Raw genomic sequence first — 20,973 nt, 5'->3', positions numbered from 1 at the left:
TAGGGCGGTGGCTGGCCGGTGCCTATCAGAAAGGGAAAAATAGTGTTGTTGCATACGAGGCACGAAGTTGTGCCGCAAGTCATGGGAAGGAACGGCCGCCAGCGGCGCATGGGTGCGCTGCTGACCGTGGTCACGGCAATGTTCGCCGTGCTTCTCATGATGGCTGGCATGACGACACCCGCTTTGGCCGCCGAGCAGCATGCCGCGGTGACCATCAACGCCGAACGGGTTGCCGCCGGCGAATACCGGCTGACCATCACCAACAACGGTAGTGAAACCATCGTCAAGGCAACCGGTGTCACCACCGTGCCGCAAGAGATTCTCGCGGATGGCGCCGCAGCCAGCTACGCATGGCAGGTGAGCGGACTGCAATCCGGCGCATCCGCGGTCGCGCAGCAGGACGGTAAGGCTCTGACCATCCACATCAAGGAGGGGTCCACTTCCGGCAAAACCAAGGAGCAGATCACAGACAACACCGCCGCAACCGTATCGACGGATACGCAGCGCAAAACAACCGACAACAAGGCCGTTAAGAAAAGTGCCGGAATCCTTGGCAGCACAGGCTCCGCGGTGTATGCGATCGCACTGATTGCGGTGGGTCTTGCAGGTGTCGGCATCTCCTGCAAGTGGGAGAACGGCCGTCTTGCCGTACGCCGTACGATTGCCGTGCTGGGAACCGTCGCCATGATTGCAGGCTGCATGTACGCTGTTCCGCAACGGCAGGCATCCGCTGCGCAGCACACCGCCACAGTCCAAGGCGTCACCTCGGCGATTGCCGTGAACGGTAAGGAATATCAGCTTGCCTCCGACGTGACCATTACCTACGAGCAAGTTGCCACGTTGTCTTCCACCGAATATGCCAAGGCCATGGGCGCCGGCTGGAATCTGGGCAATTCCTTCGATGGCGTCAACACCGATCTGAGTGCCGAAGACAAGGGTGAAGAGGCCTGGGGCAATCCGAAGGTGACCCGCGAGCTCATCCATTCCGTCAAGGAGAAAGGCTACACGAGTATTCGAGTTCCGATGACCGTCTACCATCGTTCCAGCGAAAACAAGGATGCGAAGGACGGCGAATACCGTTACGTCATCAACGCGGATTGGCTGAGGCGATACAAGGAAGTCGTGGATTGGGCCGTGGATGAAGGCCTGTACGTGATGATCAACATCCATCACGATTCCTGGATCTGGCTGAAGAACTGGAACGGCGACACCTCCGCCGCCGAATACCAGGAGTTCAGCGACTATTGGAAACAGGTCGCCTCCTATTTCGCCGATGAACCACTGTCCGTATGCTTCGAGACCATCAACGAACCGCAGTTCGCGGATGGCGACGCGCAGGCCAAGCTCAATGCCGTCAGCAAGGCGGCATACGACATCATCCGCGCCACCGCAGGCAACGAGCAACGCATGATCGTAATTCCGACACTCGGCACCGCACATGACGACACCGCCAAACTGCAGGCGACGGTCGACTTCATCCACAAGGATCTCAAGAACGATGCGAACGTCATCGCCACCGTGCACTACTACAGCGAATGGGTGTACAGCGCCAATCTCGGTCGCACCGGTTTCGACGAATCCATCTACGGCGACGAGCGCACCCCGCGCAACGTCATCGATTCCTTCGCCGACCGCATGAATCAGTACTTCACCGAGAACGGCATCGGTCTGGTAATCGGCGAATACGGTCTGCTGGCCTATGATTCTTCCTCCGACGGCGCGCTACAGGCGGGCGAGGAGCTCAAATACTACGAGTACATGGGCACAATGGCCAACGAGAACGGCTTCTCCTATATGTTCTGGGATAACGGTTCGGGCATCGACCGCACCAGCTACCAGTGGAAGAAGCCCCTTGCCGGCAAGATGCTCGAAGCGAGCATCAACGGCCGTTCTTCCTATGCAACCGGACTGGACACCTTGTATCTCGAAGAGGATCCGACCGGCGACGTCAAGTTGCCGCTGACCTTGAACGGCAACGAATTCAAGGGCATCGAGGGACTGACTGAAGGCTCCGACTACACCTACGATGAAGCCAGCGCCACAATCACGCTCAAGCAGGGCTATCTAGCCAAGATGTACGAGGCCAAGGGTGGTTACGGCATCATCGCCGACCTGACGCTGAGGTTCTCCGCAGGTGCCGACTGGCACGAGTACGTAGTGCATTCCGGTACTCCGGCCGTGAACGCCACCGGAACCGTGACCGGCACCAAGAGTGAAGGTCTGACGATTCCGATGGCCTTCAACGGTGTCGAGCTGAAAAACATCACCGCGACCGAAAACGGTAATCGCGTCGGACCGAACTCCGGCTGGTGGCAGTACCTGCAGAACAGCGGATCGTTTAGCGTGCACTACGATTCCGCCGACCGTGCAAGCGGTACGCTGACCGTGCTGCCGGCCTTCTTCGACGACGGTTCAGTGACCGACGGCGACGTGACCTTCACGATCACGTTCCAAGACGGCCAAACGCTCGACGTCAACTTCAATATTGCCGGCGAAACGGTGGCGTTGAAGTAGGCAACATAACCGAATCCATATGACTCTCGTCGGGTGGAAGACCCACCAAGGTCTTGCACCCGACGAGAGCGTCAGCAGTACCAGAGAGGAATACGAATGACCACGGCACTTGAGTTTGTGCGCGGCCTCGGACTTGGCTGGAATCTGGGCAACACCTTCGACCCGGTTCCGCTGAACGACGAACGCAACAAGACAATCACTACCGGGGGAGTGTGGACGCCCGAAGACCAGCAGCGACTGTGGTTCAACAAGCCGTTCACCCGCGACTGCGCCTTCTTCGTCAAGGAAGCGGGTTTCGACACCATCCGCATTCCCGTCACGTGGAAGGATTGGCAGGACCCGTACACCGGCAACGTCGATCCGGTATGGATGGCTGCCGTGCAGGAAGCCGTCGACTGGAGTTACGAGGCCGGATTGAACGTGATCGTCGACGTGCATCACGACGGCGGCAACGGCCCGTTCGGATGGATCCGTACCGCCAGCGAGGACTATCCGGGTGTCTGCTCGCGCTTCTCCGCACTATGGCATCAGATTGCGGAACGATTCCGTGATTACGATCATCATCTGATTTTCGAAGGCGGCAATGAGATCTGCTTCCCGCACGCTGCCCATCAGGACACCGCCTACGAACTGCTCAACCGGCTGAATCAACTGTTCGTCGATATCGTGCGCGCCTCCGGCGGCAACAATGCCGACCGATTCCTCCTGATCCCCGGTTACAACACCGACACCGCACTGACCTGCGACGAACGTTTCCGACTGCCGGAAGACACGGTCGACGATCACCTGATCGTGTCGATCCACTACTACTCGCCCGCCGAATTCGTGCTCGCCGAACATGACAGCGACTGGTGTACGCCGGTCGACGTGTGGGGCAGCGACGAGGAAGTGGCCGCGGTCGAAGCCGACTTCGCCAAACAGAAGGCACGTTTCATCGACAACGGCATTCCCGTGATCATCGGCGAGTACGGTCTTCTGACCGAACCCGTCGACCATAAGGATCACGACAGCAACATCAAGTGGCTGCGTACCGTCATCCGCTGCGCGCTGACCAATGGCTCCTGCCCGATCCTATGGGACACCTCCACCAAGGAAATGTGCTTCCTCAACCGCGAAACCGGCCGTTTCTTTGATCCCGAGGTCGAAGCCATCTACCAAGAGGCGCGCACCATGTCGGTGGCACAATAACACAACCCATAACGAAGAAAGTTCCCTGCAATGACCCTTTTCAACGTAACCGAAGCCAAGCGTATCGCGTCAGGTTTCCATCCGGATCCGACCATCTGCGAAACCCCTCAGGGTACGTATTACATGGTCAACAGTTCCTTCGAATTCTTTCCGGGACTGCCCGTGTTCGAAAGCGCCGACGGCGAGCATTGGCGGCGTATCGGCAACGCAATGGACAGAGAGTCCCAGTTCCCCTATGAATCCATGGGCAACAGCCAAGGCATCTACGCGCCGACGTTGCGCTACCATGACGGCCGATACTATCTGATCGTCACCAACGTCAACAAAGGCAACATGATCCTCACCACCGACGATCCGCATAACGGATGGTCCGATCCGATCTGGGTGGAGGGATGGCCGGGCATCGATCCCAGTCTGTTCTTTGATGACGACGGTTCGGTCTACATCTGCGGCAACGAAGGTTCCGAGCCGGATGACGACGGTGAACGCGAACCCGCGGGAATCTATCTGTCACGCATCGATGTCGCCACAGGAACCGTGCTGACCAAACGTCAGCGCATCTGCGGGGGCATCACCGGATCGAATCCGGAAGGCCCGCACATGTACAAGCGCGGTGGCACATACTATCTTATGTGGGCCGAAGGCGGCACGGAATCCGGGCACATGGAGAACATCGCCCGCTCGTCCAGTCCGACTGGGCCGTACGAGATGTATCCGGGCAATCCGCTAATCACCAACCGCAGCACACATTTGACCCTGCAGGCCATCGGCCACTGCGATTGCGCCCATTTCGATGCCGATCGAACCTTGATGGTGTTCCATGGCACGCGCAACAACGACGAGTATCCTGCCCAAGGCTGGCTTGGCCGTGAGCCGTATGGAGTGTGGTTCACGTGGAAGGACGGTTGGCCCGATCTTGCCGACCAGTCCTACGATTGCCCTCTCGACGGTTGCGGCGAGGCCCTGGAGCATGAGATCGCATGGATCACACCGAGCATCGACAAGGCGCATCGCTTTACGATGAACGATGCGGGCTCGCATATCACCGTCACGGCCGCGCGGCAGGATTTCGGTTTGGAGGTGGGAGCGCCGATGATCGGCACACGGCAGACCGATTTCCGTTGTGCATTCACGGCGACCATCGCCGATCCGACGCAACTTGTCTCCGGAACGGCCGGCATCGCGATTTACGCGAATGCCAACCACTATATGACCATCGCAGTGCATGCCGCCGAAGCCGATACCGTCGCGATCGATGCAACCGTACACAATGCGGGTCTGATATCACGGGTCGGTGGTGTGCATGTGCCAGCGGGCGGACCGGTACGACTGATCGTCCGAGGTGACGATTACGGCTACACTTTCGCCGTCGGCACTGCTTCCGACGAAACCACGCTCGGCAATGCTCCCGGCAAAGTGCTGAGCTTCACCAACGCCGGAGGATTCACCGGAATCCTGCTTGGCGTCTATGCGCATGGTGACGGCGTCGTCGATTTCAACGAAGTGCACTATCAGGCAGGCAGTGGCGTCGCCGATGAGTAACGGCAGCTGTTGCCAAGTGAACACATACAAGATTCAGTCTGAAGAAGGAGAACCAGATGAAGCCGATTTATGACCACTTCCTGTTCGGCGGCGATTGGAACCCGGAACAGTGGCCGGAGGAGACTTGGGAGCATGACATCGAAATGCTCGAAGACGCCCATATCAACGAAGTCACCATCAACGTGTTCTCGTGGGCGCTGCTGCAGCCGGCCGAAGACCGCTACGACTTCACCATGCTCGACAAGATCGTTGCGCTGCTCGTCAAACACGATTTCAACATCGTGATGGCCACCGGCACCGCGGCCCTGCCCGGCTGGATGGTGCGCCTGCACCCTGAAGTAATCCGCACCGAACAGAACGGCACTCGCCACGTGTTCGGAGGCCGACACAACTTCTGCCCGACCTCGCCGTACTTCCGCGAAGCGTCCCGCGCGCTCGCCGCACATGTGGCCGAACGCTACACCGGCACTCCGGGTCTGGTGAACTGGCATGTGTGCAACGAATACGGCGGAGGCGGCGGCCTGTGCTATTGCGACCAGTGTGCGGAATCCTTCCGTGCATGGCTCAAGGCCAAGTATGGCACCGTCGAAGCGCTCAACCAGGCGTGGTGCGCCAACTTCTGGAGCCACACCATCACCGAATGGGCCGACGTGGTGCCACCCGTCAGCTATGGCGATGGCATCGGCGACGCCAAATGCGTGGTCTCCGGCCTGCAGATGGACTATCGTCGCTTCCAAAGCCAGGCGCAGCTCGCATGCTACAAGAACGAACGTGACGCGATTCGTGAATACGATGCCGTCACGCCGATCACCACCAACCTCATGGGCACGTTCAAGGATCTCGACTACTTTGAATGGGCCAAGGAGATGGACGTGGTCAGCTGGGACAACTACCCGGGCATGGACACTCCGTCGAGCTTCACCGCCATGTGCCACGACCTCATGCGCGGCATCGGCGGCAACAAGCCGTTCATGCTCATGGAGCAGACTCCGAACCAGCAGAACTGGTTCCCGTTCTGCAAGGTCAAGCGCCCCGGTGAAGTGCGAAAACTCAGCTGGCAGGCCGTGGCGCATGGTGCCGACACCGTGCAGTTCTTCCAGATGAAGCAGTCCATCGGCGGCTGCGAACGCTTCCATGGCGCGGTCATCGCGCACGATGGCACCGAAGATTCCCGCGTGTTCAAGGAGACTGCGGCGCTCGGCGACGAGCTGGCCCGCATCGGCAAGCGCATCATGGGCTCCGAGATCCACGCGAAAGTCGCCATCATGTTCGATTGGCAGAGCTACTGGTCGCTCGAAGGCTGCGTCGGCCCGACCGCCGGTTTCTCATATCCGAACGAAGTGCACCGTTTCTACCGCGCACTGTGGCGCCGCAACGTGCCGGTCGACATGATCGAAAGCACCATGCCGCTCAATGAGCTCAAGAAGTACGATCTGGTCATCGCCCCCGCGCTGATCACCGTGCTGCCGGGCGTTGCCGAAACGCTGGAAGCCTATGTCTCCGATGGCGGCAACTTCATCACCGGCTATATGGCTGGCATCCATGACGAGCATGATCTGGTGGTGCCGGGAGGCTATCCGGGCAAGCTGCGCAAGCTCATGGGCGTATGGATCGAGGAAATCGACGCACTCGCTCCCAGCGAGACCATCGAGGTGCATGGCGATATGGTCGACGCCAAAGGCGAAATCGTGGCAAGCATCATCCACCGTGAGGGTGCCAGGCGTCTCGCCACCTATGGTGGCAGTGAATTCTACGCAGGCCATTCTGCGCTCACCGTCAACGATTTCGGCTCCGGCAAGGCCTACTTCGTCGGCACTCCGCTCGACGAAACCGGCATGAACGCCTTCATGGCATCAATCGTGAGCGAACTGGGCTTGGGGTCGATCGGCACCCCGGAAGACGTGAGTCTGTCGGTGCGCTACGCCGATGACGGTACACGCTATGCGTTCCTCATCAACAACGGCAACACCGACAAGCGCCTGTGCGTCAGCGAACTCAACGGCGGTGAGGAGCTGCTGTCGGGCGGCCGCATCGACGATGCGATCGAACTCAGGCCGTACGGCGTCAACGTCATCAAACTATAGGTGGGTGTGCGCGAGTGTCGGGGATGGTTCTACAATGAAGAAGCACCATTGGGCGAATATAGACGGGTTAGATGACGAAATGACGGCGAAGAAGCATATTCTGGCGTTCGAAATCGGCACGTTCTTCACCCGTTATGTGGTCTTCGAAGACGGCCGTATGGGCATCCCCGGCACTATCGCGACGCCGGTGGACAGTGCGGAATCCTTCTATCGGGCACTCGCGCACATCGCCAACAACCAACGTTTCCCGCTCGACGGCATCGCCATGAGCATGCCCGGATTCATCGATATCGACAGGCAGCTGGCCGTCACCGCTGGCGCGCTTGGCATGCTGTATAAGCATGAAATCGGCAAAGAGCTGCAGAAATATCTCGATAATCCGGTGCCGACATGGATGGAAAACGATGCGAATTGTGCTGCGATGGCGGAGAAACTCAGTGGCAATGCCGTCAAGCTCGATGATTTCGCGCTGATCACCATCGATTCCGGCGTCGGCGGCGCCCTGTTCCTTGACGGCAAGATTCGACGCGGCAAGGATTGGCGCGCCGGCGAGCTCGGTATGATGATTCCGAATTATGAAAACGGAGGGTTTCAGACCCTGCAAAACTATCTGTCCACCATCGTGCTGGCCGAAAGCTATGCGGAGGAATTGGACGTGCCTTCCGGGTCCATCGTGCCGGCGACGTTGTTCCACAAGCTGGATGACCCGCATGTGCGCAAAATCGTGGATCAATGGATCGACTATCTTGCCATTGCCGTGTTCAACATTACCGCGGTCGCCGATCCCGAATGCGTGCTGTTGGGCGGAGGCGTCTGCCGTGAGCAGCAGCTGTTGCCGTTGGTCAATGCGGCACTTGACAAGATTCCAGCATGGGATTCGTTCCGCACGTCCGTGAAGCGTTGCCGCCACACCAACAACGCCGGCCTGATCGGAGCCTACTACGCCTTCGAAACCGAAGTCGATGGCTTGGAGAAAGTGCCGATTCGCTGATTGCCGCCGTGCAACGCCGTTGTGCTCCGAATGTCACTTCAGCGTGCCGCCAAACCGTGAGAACCGGCATGCGTACCACAGTTCCGCGGTAGTGCCCGGATCGTTCAGATCGGCACCCAGCTCCTTGCCGATGACTCCCAGATATTTGGTCAGCGTATGCCGATGCATGCCGGCCATCCGCGCGGCCTCTTCGGTCCTGCCGCGGCTTTGCAGCCATGCCCACAGTACGTCGATGGCACGTACCTGCGTGCCTGAATCCGTTTCGTCGCTTGACGATTCCGTTGCTGGTGCGGCTTCCGTCGTTCGTGCCGTTCCCGCCTTGGTGTGCGGTCCGGTTGATAGGTCGAACGTGAGATTCGCAATCGGCGCGAGTTTGAGATCCGCGAACGCACGCATCAGCGACGGCTCCACCACGCCTTCCAGCGTCGCACCGCCCTCGCCGTCGCCGTACTGTACCAGCGCCTTGCCGCTGGTCAGTGCCTCCGCGCCCGCCTGATATGCCTCATGTCGCGCACGGGGCATATCGATCCAGGTCGCACCTGAGGATTGGCTCACGGTCAGTCGACCCGTGCGGGTCAGCTGCTGCGTCCACATCGCCGCATTCGATTGCGACACGATCGCCCACATATCGCCGTCCACAATGCCGAACACCACACGATTGTCGTTCTTCGCCACCGTACGTCGGAACGGCTCGAACAGCCGGCCGGCATCCTCCAACGCATCCTGCTGTCCGATAATGCGCAATACGGCCAACGGTTGCACCGGCAGCCCGTTCCATACGTCGTCCGCGAAACGACGCACCGATTGCGATTCGCCTTCCAGGCACAGCCTGGTCATGCTGGAGCGCAGGTGCGTGAGCGCACGATTGGATGCCGCTTCGCTGTTCACGGCCAAAGACAACAGTGAAGCGGCTTCCGCCACCAACGGATGGTCGATGGCGCCGCGCTCGCCTTTACGACCCGCGACCAGATAGCCCAGTGTCTGTCGGTTGGGAGAGGCCACATGAAAAATCGCAATGTCGTAGCCTTTCGCCACCGTGAACTTCGCCTCGCCGAGTACGCTGAACGCGAGCACGTCGCTTAAGGAGTCCATGTCGACCGGCAGCGTGTGATGGGAAGATTCAATGATGCCGCCCGCCGGATTGAGCAGTGCGGTCCAGCCGCCGATCAGTTCGGCCAGACGCGAGATGATCGTGCTCACCGGATCGAGCGAATGCACGCTACGGAGCAGCCGTTGCTGATTGCGGTACATTCGTTCCACGTTGCGATGCGTATCATCGGAGATGCCGCGCGCGATAGTTTTGGAGATGGCGATGAACGGTGTCGCCAATGGCACTGTAAACAAGGGCAGGCCGACCGCTTCGCATTGATAGATGAGCCATTGCGGCACATGTTCATGCTGGATGCCCAAACCGAATCCGACTCCACGTGCGCCAATCTCCGCAAGACGGGAGGCATATTCTCGATGAGCCGCGTCGGGCGTGCCGTCCGGCATTACCAGACCAGTGGTCAGTAACAGCTCGCCGCCCTCCAGATATGTGGTTGGGTCGGCTGATTCGGATACCTGCACCCATGAGATGGGGGAGTCCAGCGTCGCGCCGGAACCTTCCACAGCCAGTCGTAAGTTGAGGGAGCGTTGCTCAAGCAGATTGCGTACGGTAATCGCCATGGCTTCAGATTAGCCGGCCGACAGCGAATCATAACGGATTCGTCTATATTTTGACGATATTTTCGACAACTCGTCTATAACAAATTATGGGCAAACTTTCTAACGTGACAACCAACAGTGATGAGGAACGGATCGAAAGGAAGCCATCATGTCAGTCCCACAGGTAGCACGCAAGATCGTCACCGCCATTCCGGGCCCGAAGTCCGAAGCCCTCAAGGCCGAACATACCCGCTATGTCAGCGCCGGCGTCGGCCAGGGCATGCCGGTGTTCGCCGAGACCGCAAGCGGCTCCACCATCACCGACGTGGACGGCAACCGCTTCATCGACCTTGCCTCTGGCATCGCCGTGACCGGTGTCGGCAACTGCGCGCCGGAAGTCGTCGCGGCCGTGCAGGAGGAAGTGGCTAAGCTCACCCACACCAACTTCGCCACCACCCCGTACGCCAACTACATCGAGGTGTGCAAGAAGCTCGACGAACACACTCCGGGCGACTTTGCCAAGAAGAGCGTACTGGTCAACTCCGGCGCCGAAGCCGTTGAGAACGCCATCAAGATCGCCCGCAAGTACACCGGCCGCTCCGCCATCGTAGTGATGGAGAATGCGTTCCACGGCCGCACCAACCTGACCATGGCCATGACCACCAAGTCCATGCCGTACAAGCAGGGCTTCGGTGCGTTCGCCCCCGACGTCTTCCGCGTACCGTTCTCCTATCCGTTGCGCGACGACTTCGGTGCGGACGGTGCGGCCGCCGCGAAGGCCGCCGCCGCCAAGATCGAGCTGCTGGTCGGCTCCGCCAACGTGGCCGCCGTGATCGCCGAACCGATTCAGGGCGAAGGCGGCTTCATCGTGCCGGCCGAAGGCTTCCTGTCTGGATTGGCCGAATGGGCTCACGCGCATGACGTGCTGTACATCTCCGACGAGATTCAGGCAGGCTTCTGCCGCTCTGGCAAATGGTTCGCCTGCGAGTACGACGGCGTCGTTCCTGACCTGATCACCACTGCCAAGGCACTCGGCGGCGGCATGCCGATTGCGGCCGTGACCGGTCGCGCCGAGATCATGGACGCCGTGCAGCCCGGCGGCATCGGCGGCACCTACGGCGGTAACCCGGTTTCCTGCGCCGCTTCTCTTGCGGCAATCGGCATTATGGAGGAGCAGGATCTGCCGGCAAAGGCCGCACATATCGGTGAGGTCGTCGAATCCGTACTCGGTCCGCTGGTCGACGAAGTGCCGGCGGTGGCCGAAGTACGCGGCCGCGGCGCCATGATCGGTGTCGAATTCGTCAAGCCGGGCACCATGGAGCCGAATAAGGAGCTGGTCGGCCGCATCGCCAAGCGCACCATCCAAGAAGGTCTGATCATGCTGACCTGCGGCATCAACGGCAACGTAATCCGCTTGCTGCCGCCGCTGGTCATCACCGATGACGAGCTGAACGAAGCGCTGGCGGTACTCAAGGAGATCATCGTCGAGGAAAGCGCCAAGTAAGTACGCAATCGTTGCGGGCGAGCGAAATCGCCGATAACGAACCCTCAAGCAAACAGGCATAGAGTTGGCTGCAATCGCCGGAATGGGCGCGGTTGCAGCCAACGTTTTGGAAAGGACGCATCATGAAACTGTTGACGGTCGGACCCGACAACATCTACACCTACGATACGGTCAAGGAATTCTTCGCATCGTTCGAACTCGGACCGAAGGACCTGCTGGTCAGCATCGAAGTGATCTACAAGCAGTTCCTGGAACCGTATGCAAACGGTGCGAACGTGATTCTTGTCGACAAGTACGGCGCGCAGGAGCCGACCGATGTGATGATCGACGAATTCATCGCGGATGCGGGCAAATTCGACTATGACCGCATCGTGGCAGTCGGCGGCGGTGCCGTCATGGACATGTCGAAGGTCGTGGCGGTGGCCGGTGGTGCCTCCATCGACGACGTAATCGACCATCTGCCCGACTTCAAGCGCTCCGTACGCTTCGTGCTCGTGCCGACCACTTGCGGCACCGGTTCGGAGGTCACCGAAATCGCGGCCATCAATCGTACGCGCCTAGGTTGCAAGGCCGGAATCGCAGGCCCTGAGATGTTCGCCGACGATGCCGTGCTCGTGCCGGAGCTGCTCTACGGACTGCCCGATCACGTGTTCGCCACCAGCTCGCTCGACGCGCTCGTGCACTCCGTGGAATCCACGCTTTCGCCGAACTCCACGCCATACACGCGCATGTTCGGCTATGAGGCCATGAAGATGATCATCTCCGGCTATAAGGCCGTTGCCGAAGCCGGTCCCGCCGGTTCGCCGGAGCGCCGCGCCAAGCGCAACGAACTGATGCGCGACTTCCTGATCGCCTCCGACTATGCGGGCATCAGCTTCGATACCGGCGGGTGCGCTGCCGTGCATGCGCTGAGCTATCAGCTGGGCGGAAAATATCATGTGCCCCACGGCGAATCCAACTACGCCATGTTCACCGGCGTGCTACGCAACTATATGGAGATCAAGCCGGAAGGCGAGATCCTTAAGATGAACCAGTTCATCGCCGACATTCTCTGCTGTGACGTGGCCGATGTGTATGATGCGCTGGAGACGCTTATCAACAAGCTGTTGCCGAAGAAGGCGCTGCATGAGTACGGTGTGACCGAACAGGATCTGCCGGAATTCGCCGATCGCGTGATCAAGACGCAGGAGCGACTCATGAAGAACTGCTTCGTGCCGCTCGATTACGATCGCGTGCTCAAGATCTTCAAGGAGCTGTACTGATTTTCTTGGGTTGCGGCGTGATACGTCCGTAGCGTGTACAGAGGCGGATTGATTTCGAGGTGGTGCCGTTTTCTTGGGCTCCCTACTGGGGGTACCGGGGATGGCACCACTTCGGTTTTCAACGTAAGGTTGATCATTCCCGTTCACATGATCGCAATGGGATTCTGCTGGCCGGTATGTGAAATTCCGGCATAAGGGCGCATATGCCCGTGTATTATCGGGCACAGACACGGGGGCCGCAAGGCTGAGAGGAAGCATCCGCTTCGACCGTTTGAACGTATACCGGGTAATGCCGGCGCACGGACGTCTCTCTTGTTTCCCGTGCCTTTATGCATGTCGTAGGCGGTGCATCCGTCGGCGGCATCACTAAGGAAAGGAAAATCATGACCATTCACGTACCCGAAGCGCTGGAGCCGGCGCGCGGCGACTACGCTTGGTTGGGCGCGGAGTCGGACTCCGTCGCCGACCGGATGTACATGCTGAATACCGAGGATTGGCGAGAAGCCATCAACTCGCGTTTCGTCAACGAGCTGTTGGATGACACCCTGCCGGAAGAGATATTGAAATCATATTTGATTCAGGATTTCAAGTTCTACAACAACGGCATGATGGCCCGGCTCATCAAGTTGGCTCCGCGTCAGGAAACCAAGGACATGCTCGCCGCCCAGTCGCAATGGTTCGCGGACAACGAGGCCACGTATTTCCAGCATTTCCTCGAGGCCTACCACGTCAGCCAGCAGGAGTATGACGACACCGAACAGACCCAGGCGAACAGAGATTACGGTGCGTACCTCGATACGTTGTCCGATAAGAGCTGGCCGGAACTGATCACCGCGATCTGCTGCATGGAATGGCTGTATCTCGCATGGGCCAAGCGCACGGTCGACGCCGGGGTCGTGCAACAGGTCCCGGCACACAAGGGATGGGTCGACCTGCACGAAGGCGCGCATTTCCGCAAATGGGTCGGCGATCTCATCGCGCTGGTCAACGAATACTGCTCCATCGACGGTCCGGAAGCCGAGGTATTCCGCACCATCGTGCATCTGGAACGCCGCTTCTTCGACGATTCCTACCCACAGGACTGATTCTGCGGGACATCCTGTATCGGTTTCAGTGGGTAGCGTATATGAGATGCAACGTGTTCTGATATGCGCGGAATCCACCCGGACTGCTGTGGGGCCATCGGGCCGGTGGCCCCACAGCAGTCCGGATGTACTGATTTTCTTGGGATGCTACGAGATTCACAGGTAAAATGGAAGGCCAGCGTCATGGTGTCGGCGGAACTAGCCTTCCGCTACATTACTCAGAACATGAGCATGATCAAGGATTCCTGCTTCTTGCTTGTAGTCGCGTTTGAGGGGGCCAGCGCGCCGCAATCGATGGTGGCTTTGGCGTGTGTATTGTTGAGATCTGCTACCAGATCACCGCATAGTAATGATGTGTTGGTGGAAGCCAGCACACGTTGTTCATGACTGATAAGTGCGGCGGGACGGTCGAGCCGAAGCAGCTGTTCGCATACTTCATGTTCTAAGGTGGCGGCGCTGAGGTCCAAACCGGCCACGCCTGCGAAGTGGTGGTCCACATAGAAGGGGCGGCTGAGAGTCAGGGTGAATTCGTTGGAGCAGATGTAGTCGATATATGGACCGGTGATGTGCAGTCCGTCGGTGTTCTTCGGGCCGGTCCACCAGTCTTGGACAGTGAAATTGTAGAACGATGCCGACTGGGGATTGTCGGAAATGCGCAATGGACGGATTGTTGCCTGATTAGTTTGATTCCAACGTGAGGTCCACCAACAGGAGTGCCATGGAGCATCGGGCAGAAAATCCGGGGAGGGAATCAGACCCGCACCGATGATTCTGCGATCCTGTTCCAAGGCGGGATGTGTGAGGCGTTCGGCGAGTGAATCGAACTCTTGCTTGTTGATAATGGAGTGCGCGGTCTGCCTGGTGATCTCCATCTCCCAATCATGTAGCGTCTTTGCGTAGACGTTGAACAGGTCGTGAATCTGGTGGGACACCTCAATGGGAGTGGTCGGCGATAGCGTGTTTTCGACGTGCTGCTGCTGTAGGGCGAGTTTACGTTCGACCAGCCATGAAAAACCGACCTTGATGATGTCGGTGATGCGCCGTTCGAAGAGCTGATCCTGATTGGTGGAAAGCAGGTGTGCCGCGTACTTGTATTGCTTTGCCAGAAAGTCGATTTGCTCTTTGTCTGCAAAACGGAGCCAGAGCAGATGCTTGAGTTTGTCTTGCAGGTCTATCAGGGAATTCACCAAGTGCGGTGATGTGGTTGCCGCTGCGATTTCGATATGCAGCTGCATTTCATGATGACCATGCGTGAGATAGTTGTCATTTTCCGTTCCTGCGGTTTCCAGATCATTGACCAGGGATTGAATGGCTTCCAGAATGGCATTTCTTTCGCGTGCGGACGCCTCTTCGGTGGCTAGCCGTGCCGAGCTTGACACCAGTGCGATATATAGTGCGCGATGATCCTTGATCTCCATGGTAGGCATGCTCAACAGATTGGATTCCAGACGCTGGATGTTACGTGACGGACTTGATGTGATGAAACTTCCGCCGTCACGTCCTCTTCTGGTCTCCACCAGATCTTCGGAACGTAGCTGTTCCAATGCCTCGCGTGTGGTGATGGGGGAGACTGCGAACATGTGGGCCATCTCGCTCTCTCCGGGGAGCTTTTCCCCGTTTTTCAGCATTCCCGATTCGATGGCCTGAGTCAGGCGTTCCGTGATAAGTTCCGCCTTGGTGGTCTCGTCTAGCGGTTGAAAGATGCTCATACGGCCAAGGGGTGTATTCATATCTAGCAGTGTAGCAATGATTTCGGGAAGTTTATGGTGTTTTCTTCCATGTAATATGCGAGCCACATTTTTTAAACATATAAAACTATATGATTCAAATGATAAAAAGGAAGGTTTATAATGGACGCAATTACAATTACTGACGTCACCAAAAGATTCGGCTCTTTCCTTGCCATTGACAATCTTGATATGTCCATTAGGGAAGGCGAGTTTTTCTCCATGCTCGGCCCCTCCGGTTCAGGAAAGACCACAACGCTTCGTCTCATCGCAGGATTCGAGAAGCCGACCAGCGGAACCATTGAACTCGCCGGGGAGAATGTGACTGACAAGGCTCCGTTCGAGCGCAACGTGAATACCGTGTTCCAGGACTATGCGCTGTTCCCGCATATGAGCGTCGTTGACAACGTGGCGTACGGTCTGAAGGTGCATGGGGTCGATCATGCGGAACGTTACGATCGCGCCCACAAGATGCTCGATCTGGTACAGCTCGATTCCAAAGCGAATAACAAACCAAGGGAGCTTTCCGGAGGACAGCAGCAGCGCGTGGCCCTGGCCCGAGCGTTGGTGCTTGAACCAAAGGTGCTGTTGCTTGACGAGCCGCTGTCGGCATTGGATATGAAACTGCGCCAGCAGATGCAGGTGGAGCTCAAGCAACTGCAGCGAGACCTGCACATTACCTTCGTATTCGTCACCCATGATCAACAGGAGGCCATGGTGATGAGCGACCGAATCGCGGTCTTCAACAAGGGTCGCGTGCAGCAGATAGGCACTCCGGCGGAGATCTACAATCATCCGGCGAACAGTTTTGTTGCGAGCTTTGTGGGAACAATGAATTTCATTCCGGAAACGATTGTTATGGCGAACGGGTTCTCTGCCGGTAGCTATACCGTACGTCCGGAACGTATCGTCTTCGTCGATGCTGACGACGATCCCGATATGGTCACGGTCGAGGGACAGGTGACTGATTGCATCTACTTGGGTACGGAATATCGAATTCTTATCAAGCTCGCGACTCGTGAAACATTCACGGTCGTACGTCCTGTAGGCGAGACGGTACCGGAGAGGGGGGAGAACATCAGACTCGCATGGCGTAAGAACGATCAGATTCTACTGGAGGAGCACTGATTCCGCAGTGGATCGATGCGAAAGAGAGGAAGCATCATGAGCAAGAACAACAAACACATCATCAAGCGGGCCACGGCCCTGGTATTCGCAGCCGCAGGTGTCATCGCGATGACGGGTTGTGGCGCGACAAGCGCGGGAAGCAGCACGAATGGCGGTACGGCCGTGCAAAAACTCGGCGAAGCGGAAGGTGAAGTCTCGATCCTGGCATGGCCGGGCTACGTGGAAGACGGTTCCGACGATCCGGATGTGGATTGGGTATCCGAGTTCGAGCAGGATACCGGTTGTCAGGTGACGTCGAAGACCTACGGCACCAGTGATGAGGCGTACAACCTCATCAAGACATCGGACAAGTACGATGTGGTCGCGGCATCAGGCGACCTTACACTACGACTGATCAACAGTGGGCTGGTGCAGCCTGTTAATACCGATCTCATCCCCAATTACAAGGATGTGTACAGTTTCTTGAAGAACCGTGATTTCAACACGGTGGACGGCAAGAGCTATGGCGTGCCCCACGGTTACGGCGCGAATTTGCTGATGTACAACAAGTCTGATTTCTCCAAGGAACCGACTTCCTGGGACGTGGTGTTTAACCAGTCCAAAGCCAGCCAATTCAGCGGCAAGGTTACTGCATATGATTCCCCGATCTACATCGCCGATGCGGCGATCTATCTGATGGCCCATAAGCCTGAACTGAAGATCAAGAATCCGTATGCCCTAGACGAGGATCAACTTCAGGCCGCGGTTGATCTGCTCAAGGAGCAGAATGAGAACGTTGGCGAGTACTGGTCCGATTCTCTTAAGCTTGCCCAGGCCTTCCAGAGCGGTGACACTGTGGTTGGCACCGGTTGGCAGGTGGTGTACAACCAACTTGACTCTTCAAAGTTCGGTATCACCACTCCATCCGAAGGCGTTACCGGATGGAGCGATACGTGGATGATTTCTTCCAAGACCAAACACACCACCTGCGCCTATAAGTGGTTGGATTATATCGATAGTCCGAAGGCCAATGCTCAGGCCACTGAATACTTCGGTGAGGCTCCGGCCAACAAGAATGCCTGCCAGTATGCTTCCGACGGTAAATTCTGCGATGTTTATCATGCCGGAGATGAGGAGTTCGAGAAGAAGATCTGGTACTGGAACACTCCGATCAAGCAGTGCATCGACGGTCGTACGGACGTCAAGTGCACCGATTATACCGAGTGGACCAAGGCCTGGCAGGAAATCAAGGGCTGACCATCATGAAACAGCGAGCGAAAAAGCCTGTTTCCTCGTTCCTCTACAATCATCCGACACTGCATCGTTGGGCATTACTCGTTCTGCCGGTCGGTTGGATGGCGTTGGTGTACGTCGTCGCCTTGATTGCCTTGCTCATCACGGCACTGTGGTCAGTCAACGAGTACACCGGCGCGGTGGAGATGACTTGGACCTTCGATAACCTCATCCAGGCGTTTACCGATAGCCTGTACCTTACGGTGACCGAACGTACATTGTTCATCGCGGTGTTGGCGACGGTCATCGACATCGTTCTGGCGTTCCCGATTGCCTTCTACATGGCGCGGATGGCGTCGCCACGCGTGCGCAAGTTGTTGGTGATACTCGTCTCTACGCCGTTATGGGCTGGCTATCTCGTCAAAGCATATGCTTGGAGATCGGTGTTGTCCGGTTCGGGTGTGCTTGACATGATATTTGCGGCCATTCGGCGGCCACTCGCCCGGATATGGTTTGTTCGCGGTGATTCTTGTGGAGGTCTATCTGTGGCTTCCCTACGTGATCACCCCAATCTACACGGCGTTCGAGCAGGTTCCCGAATCCTTGTTGGAAGCGTCGAGCGACTTAGGTGCACGTAGTGGCGTTACCATTCGCAAAGTACTGCTGCCAATGATTGTGCCGGGTGTGGTCGCCGGTTCCATCTTCAGTTTCTCGCTGTCGTTGGGTGACTACATTGTGGCCGGCATCGTAGGAGGAAAAACACAGGTTCTAGGCAATATCATCTACACCGATGTCGGCGTCGCCAACAATTCCCCGATGGCTGCCGCCTGTGCGCTCATTCCGATCATCATCATCGGCGTGTATCTCATGTTGGTCAGCCGTACCGGTGCTCTGAAACGTCTGTAGTCAGGAGGTGTGGCAATGGAATTGAAGAAATCCACAAAAGTGTTGTTCGGCATCGCCGCAGGCATTGTGCTGCTGTTCATCTACGCGCCACTGGCTGTGGTGCTGATCAATTCGGTGAATGGCGATGCCACTTTGGCATGGCCTGTGCGTTCCGTCACGTTCGAATGGTGGGGGAGGGCATTCCATTCGGCAGGATTGCTGAGTGCGGCGCTGACCAGCTTCGGCGTGGCAATCGTCGCCACCATCGTCTCGCTGATTCTTGGCACGCTGTGCGCGCTTGCATTGCAGCGATACGACTTCTTCGGCAAAAGCGCAATCAATATGCTGGTCATTCTGCCGATCGCTTTGCCGGGCATCGTCACTGGTATCGCATTGAATAATGCTTTCACCACCATGGTGGGTATCAAACTATCGATGTTCACGTTGATTGTCGCGCATGTGACATTCACCATCGTTACGGTCTACAACAACGTGTTTGCCCGTCTTGGGCAGCTCGGACAGCACACGGAAGAGGCTTCCGCCGACTTGGGCGCCGGTGTCTGGACGACATTCAGGCTGGTCACTTTCCCTCGTATCAAATCCTCACTGTTTGCTGGCGGTCTGTTGGCGTTCGCGTTAAGTTTCGACGAAATAGTGGTGACGACGTTCACTGCCGGGCAAGATATCACCACGCTGCCGATCTGGATCATGAACAACATGTTCCGCCCTCATCAGGCCCCGGTCGTTTCCGTGGTCGCGGTAATCATGGTGGTCATTTCCCTGGTGCCGTTGTGGCTATCACAACGGGTTACATCGGATATCGACTAATAGCAGAAGGAGCAAGTCATGTCGCATTATGCGGTAACAAACCCCGCGACCGGCGAGGTGGAGGAGACCTTTGCCACTTATTCCGACGAGCAGGTGGAAACCGCGCTCGATGGGGCTCAGATTGCGTTCGAGCAGTGGGGGCGAACCTCAAGCAAGGCGGAGCGTTCCGCGTTGCTGCGAAGGGTCGCTGATCTGTATGAGGAACGCAAGGAAGAACTGGCGGACATCATTCATCACGAAATGGGCAAGCTTCCCGAAGAATGCTTGGCCGAAGTGGAGTTTTCCGGTGCGATTTACCGTTATTACGCGGATAACGGCGAGTCCTTCCTTGAAGATGCTCCGATTCAACGCGAGGCCGAAGGCTCGGCCGTAATCCGCAAGTTGCCGATAGGCCCGTTGTTCGGTGTCATGCCGTGGAACTACCCGTACTATCAGGTTGCCCGATTTGCGGCGCCGAATCTTATGCTCGGCAACACCATTCTGCTTAAGCATGCTTCCCTGTGCCCGAAATCCTCGGCGGCCATGGAGCGGATCTTCCTGGATGCGGGCTTCCCGAACGGTGCGTTCACCAATCTGTACATCACCAACGAACAGTCTGCGGCCGTTATTGCAGATCATCGTGTTCGCGGCATAAGCCTGACAGGTTCCGAGCGTGCCGGGGTGGCTATCGCCTCTGAAGCGGGGGCTGCGCTGAAGAAGGTGGTATGTGAGCTTGGCGGTTCCGATCCGTTCATTTTGCTGAGCACTGATGATATGGATGCCACCGTCGCAGCTGCCATCGGGGGACGGTATGAGAATTGCGGGCAGATCTGCAATGGCGCGAAGCGTTTCATTGTTGTGGATTCTCTGTATGACGAGTTCCTCAGTAAGTTTGCCAAAGCATCCGAAAAGCTTGAGTTGGCGCCGTTGTGTTCCAAGGCCGCTGCCAAGCATCTCGCCGAACAGGTGCGCGAGGCCGTTGAATCGGGCGCCACATTGGCATTGGGAGACGGTGTGAATGACGGGGCTTATTTCCGCCCAGCTATTCTTACGGATATTCCTGAAGAATCTCCGGCGCGGTATGAGGAGTTCTTCGGACCGGTGGCGCAGTTCTACCGTGTGAAAGATGAGACCGAAGCCGTGAAAGTCGCCAACGATACGGTGTACGGTCTTGGCTCATATGTCTTCACCACCGATCCTGAACAGGGTGAACGTGTGGCTAACGCTCTGGAAACCGGTATGACCTACATCAATGAAGTCGGTGCTGATTCCTGCGAGCTGCCGTTTGGCGGTGTGAAGAATTCGGGCTATGGGCGTGAACTGGGAGCGTTGGGGATCAACGAATTCGTTAACCTCAAACTCATCAGCACCTCCACTCCGGGTAGGTTCTAGCCAAG

16 protein-coding genes and 1 riboswitch are annotated in these 20,973 nt (G+C 57.6%); of the genes, 14 read left to right on the top strand and 2 right to left on the bottom strand.

What is annotated here, in order from left to right:
• The first annotated feature begins 69 nt into the window (after positions 1-69).
• The 5 genes from BBDE_RS10235 to BBDE_RS10215 all read left to right on the top strand — a co-directional run bounded on the left by BBDE_RS10235 (position 70) and on the right by BBDE_RS10215 (position 8,319).
• Positions 70-2,514: a cellulase family glycosylhydrolase gene (locus BBDE_RS10235; RefSeq protein ID WP_012902576.1), complete on the top strand. Its 2,445-nt coding sequence runs from the start codon at positions 70-72 to the stop codon at positions 2,512-2,514.
• A gap of 96 nt (positions 2,515-2,610) precedes the next feature.
• Entirely contained in the window at positions 2,611-3,702 is a 1,092-nt protein-coding gene (locus BBDE_RS10230; protein WP_003838288.1) for a glycoside hydrolase family 5 protein, read from the top strand.
• Between the two features lie 30 nt (positions 3,703-3,732).
• Complete coding sequence (locus tag BBDE_RS10225) at positions 3,733-5,244, top strand: glycoside hydrolase family 43 protein (RefSeq protein ID WP_003838290.1); 1,512 nt, start codon at positions 3,733-3,735, stop codon at positions 5,242-5,244.
• A 56-nt stretch (positions 5,245-5,300) separates the two neighbouring features.
• Entirely contained in the window at positions 5,301-7,328 is a 2,028-nt protein-coding gene (locus tag BBDE_RS10220) for a beta-galactosidase (RefSeq protein ID WP_003838292.1), read from the top strand.
• 79 nt (positions 7,329-7,407) lie between these two features.
• A complete protein-coding gene (locus BBDE_RS10215; RefSeq protein ID WP_003843775.1) occupies positions 7,408-8,319 on the top strand; it encodes an ROK family protein in 912 nt (303 codons plus the stop codon).
• A 33-nt stretch (positions 8,320-8,352) separates the two neighbouring features.
• Here the strand turns inward: BBDE_RS10215 and BBDE_RS10210 are convergent, their stop codons facing one another.
• A complete protein-coding gene (locus BBDE_RS10210) occupies positions 8,353-9,987 on the bottom strand; it encodes a PucR family transcriptional regulator (protein ID WP_003838296.1) in 1,635 nt (544 codons plus the stop codon).
• 148 nt (positions 9,988-10,135) lie between these two features.
• Here BBDE_RS10210 and gabT point away from each other — a divergent pair, with 148 nt between their 5' ends.
• The 3 genes from gabT (at position 10,136) to BBDE_RS10195 (ending at position 13,817) form a co-directional block, all read left to right on the top strand.
• Complete coding sequence (gabT, locus tag BBDE_RS10205) at positions 10,136-11,470, top strand: 4-aminobutyrate--2-oxoglutarate transaminase (protein WP_003838299.1); 1,335 nt, start codon at positions 10,136-10,138, stop codon at positions 11,468-11,470.
• A 122-nt stretch (positions 11,471-11,592) separates the two neighbouring features.
• Complete coding sequence (locus BBDE_RS10200) at positions 11,593-12,732, top strand: 4-hydroxybutyrate dehydrogenase (protein ID WP_003838301.1); 1,140 nt, start codon at positions 11,593-11,595, stop codon at positions 12,730-12,732.
• A gap of 219 nt (positions 12,733-12,951) precedes the next feature.
• A riboswitch (TPP riboswitch) is annotated at positions 12,952-13,054 on the top strand.
• Between the two features lie 61 nt (positions 13,055-13,115).
• Positions 13,116-13,817, top strand: coding sequence for a TenA family protein (locus tag BBDE_RS10195; RefSeq protein WP_003843746.1), 702 nt, complete (start codon positions 13,116-13,118; stop codon positions 13,815-13,817).
• 218 nt (positions 13,818-14,035) lie between these two features.
• Here the strand turns inward: BBDE_RS10195 and BBDE_RS10190 are convergent, their stop codons facing one another.
• Positions 14,036-15,526 (bottom strand): GntR family transcriptional regulator, encoded by a 1,491-nt coding sequence (locus tag BBDE_RS10190; RefSeq protein WP_003838303.1) that lies wholly within the window; start codon positions 15,524-15,526, stop codon positions 14,036-14,038.
• A 141-nt stretch (positions 15,527-15,667) separates the two neighbouring features.
• Here BBDE_RS10190 and BBDE_RS10185 point away from each other — a divergent pair, with 141 nt between their 5' ends.
• The 6 genes from BBDE_RS10185 to BBDE_RS10160 are packed head-to-tail and all read left to right on the top strand — an operon-like array spanning position 15,668 to position 20,968.
• Entirely contained in the window at positions 15,668-16,672 is a 1,005-nt protein-coding gene (locus tag BBDE_RS10185; protein WP_003838305.1) for an ABC transporter ATP-binding protein, read from the top strand.
• A 36-nt stretch (positions 16,673-16,708) separates the two neighbouring features.
• Positions 16,709-17,908, top strand: coding sequence for an ABC transporter substrate-binding protein (locus tag BBDE_RS10180; RefSeq protein ID WP_012902575.1), 1,200 nt, complete (start codon positions 16,709-16,711; stop codon positions 17,906-17,908).
• A gap of 5 nt (positions 17,909-17,913) precedes the next feature.
• Complete coding sequence (locus BBDE_RS10175; protein WP_012902574.1) at positions 17,914-18,522, top strand: ABC transporter permease; 609 nt, start codon at positions 17,914-17,916, stop codon at positions 18,520-18,522.
• Positions 18,407-18,790, top strand: a complete 384-nt coding sequence (locus tag BBDE_RS11495) for an ABC transporter permease (protein WP_197540851.1) — start codon at positions 18,407-18,409, stop codon at positions 18,788-18,790. The genes BBDE_RS10175 and BBDE_RS11495 overlap by 116 nt, the downstream gene beginning before the upstream one ends.
• Positions 18,791-18,805: 15 nt before the next feature.
• Positions 18,806-19,597, top strand: a complete 792-nt coding sequence (locus BBDE_RS10165; RefSeq protein WP_012902573.1) for an ABC transporter permease — start codon at positions 18,806-18,808, stop codon at positions 19,595-19,597.
• Positions 19,598-19,615: 18 nt separating this feature from the next.
• Complete coding sequence (locus BBDE_RS10160; RefSeq protein ID WP_003838316.1) at positions 19,616-20,968, top strand: NAD-dependent succinate-semialdehyde dehydrogenase; 1,353 nt, start codon at positions 19,616-19,618, stop codon at positions 20,966-20,968.
• The last annotated feature ends 5 nt before the right edge of the window (positions 20,969-20,973 follow it).

It is taken from the genome of Bifidobacterium dentium JCM 1195 = DSM 20436, from assembly GCF_001042595.1.
Classification (GTDB): domain Bacteria; phylum Actinomycetota; class Actinomycetes; order Actinomycetales; family Bifidobacteriaceae; genus Bifidobacterium; species Bifidobacterium dentium.
The sequence above is the reverse complement of the archived record's forward strand: the minus strand, read 5'-3'. Positions and strand labels throughout refer to the sequence as shown.

What these genes read in the sequence shown, in the direction of transcription:
- BBDE_RS10185 (WP_003838305.1), top strand. Translation starts at nt 15,668, where the DNA reads ATGGACGCAATTACAATTACTGACGTCACCAAAAGATTCGGCTCTTTC.
- BBDE_RS10175 (WP_012902574.1), top strand. Translation starts at nt 17,914, where the DNA reads ATGAAACAGCGAGCGAAAAAGCCTGTTTCCTCGTTCCTCTACAATCAT.
- BBDE_RS10165 (WP_012902573.1), top strand. Translation starts at nt 18,806, where the DNA reads ATGGAATTGAAGAAATCCACAAAAGTGTTGTTCGGCATCGCCGCAGGC.
- BBDE_RS10160 (WP_003838316.1), top strand. Translation starts at nt 19,616, where the DNA reads ATGTCGCATTATGCGGTAACAAACCCCGCGACCGGCGAGGTGGAGGAG.
- BBDE_RS10220 (WP_003838292.1), top strand. Translation starts at nt 5,301, where the DNA reads ATGAAGCCGATTTATGACCACTTCCTGTTCGGCGGCGATTGGAACCCG.
- BBDE_RS10190 (WP_003838303.1), bottom strand. Translation starts at nt 15,526, where the DNA reads ATGAGCATCTTTCAACCGCTAGACGAGACCACCAAGGCGGAACTTATC.
- BBDE_RS10195 (WP_003843746.1), top strand. Translation starts at nt 13,116, where the DNA reads ATGACCATTCACGTACCCGAAGCGCTGGAGCCGGCGCGCGGCGACTAC.
- BBDE_RS10230 (WP_003838288.1), top strand. Translation starts at nt 2,611, where the DNA reads ATGACCACGGCACTTGAGTTTGTGCGCGGCCTCGGACTTGGCTGGAAT.
- gabT (WP_003838299.1), top strand. Translation starts at nt 10,136, where the DNA reads ATGTCAGTCCCACAGGTAGCACGCAAGATCGTCACCGCCATTCCGGGC.
- BBDE_RS10210 (WP_003838296.1), bottom strand. Translation starts at nt 9,987, where the DNA reads ATGGCGATTACCGTACGCAATCTGCTTGAGCAACGCTCCCTCAACTTA.
- BBDE_RS10215 (WP_003843775.1), top strand. Translation starts at nt 7,408, where the DNA reads ATGACGGCGAAGAAGCATATTCTGGCGTTCGAAATCGGCACGTTCTTC.
- BBDE_RS10180 (WP_012902575.1), top strand. Translation starts at nt 16,709, where the DNA reads ATGAGCAAGAACAACAAACACATCATCAAGCGGGCCACGGCCCTGGTA.
- BBDE_RS10225 (WP_003838290.1), top strand. Translation starts at nt 3,733, where the DNA reads ATGACCCTTTTCAACGTAACCGAAGCCAAGCGTATCGCGTCAGGTTTC.
- BBDE_RS10200 (WP_003838301.1), top strand. Translation starts at nt 11,593, where the DNA reads ATGAAACTGTTGACGGTCGGACCCGACAACATCTACACCTACGATACG.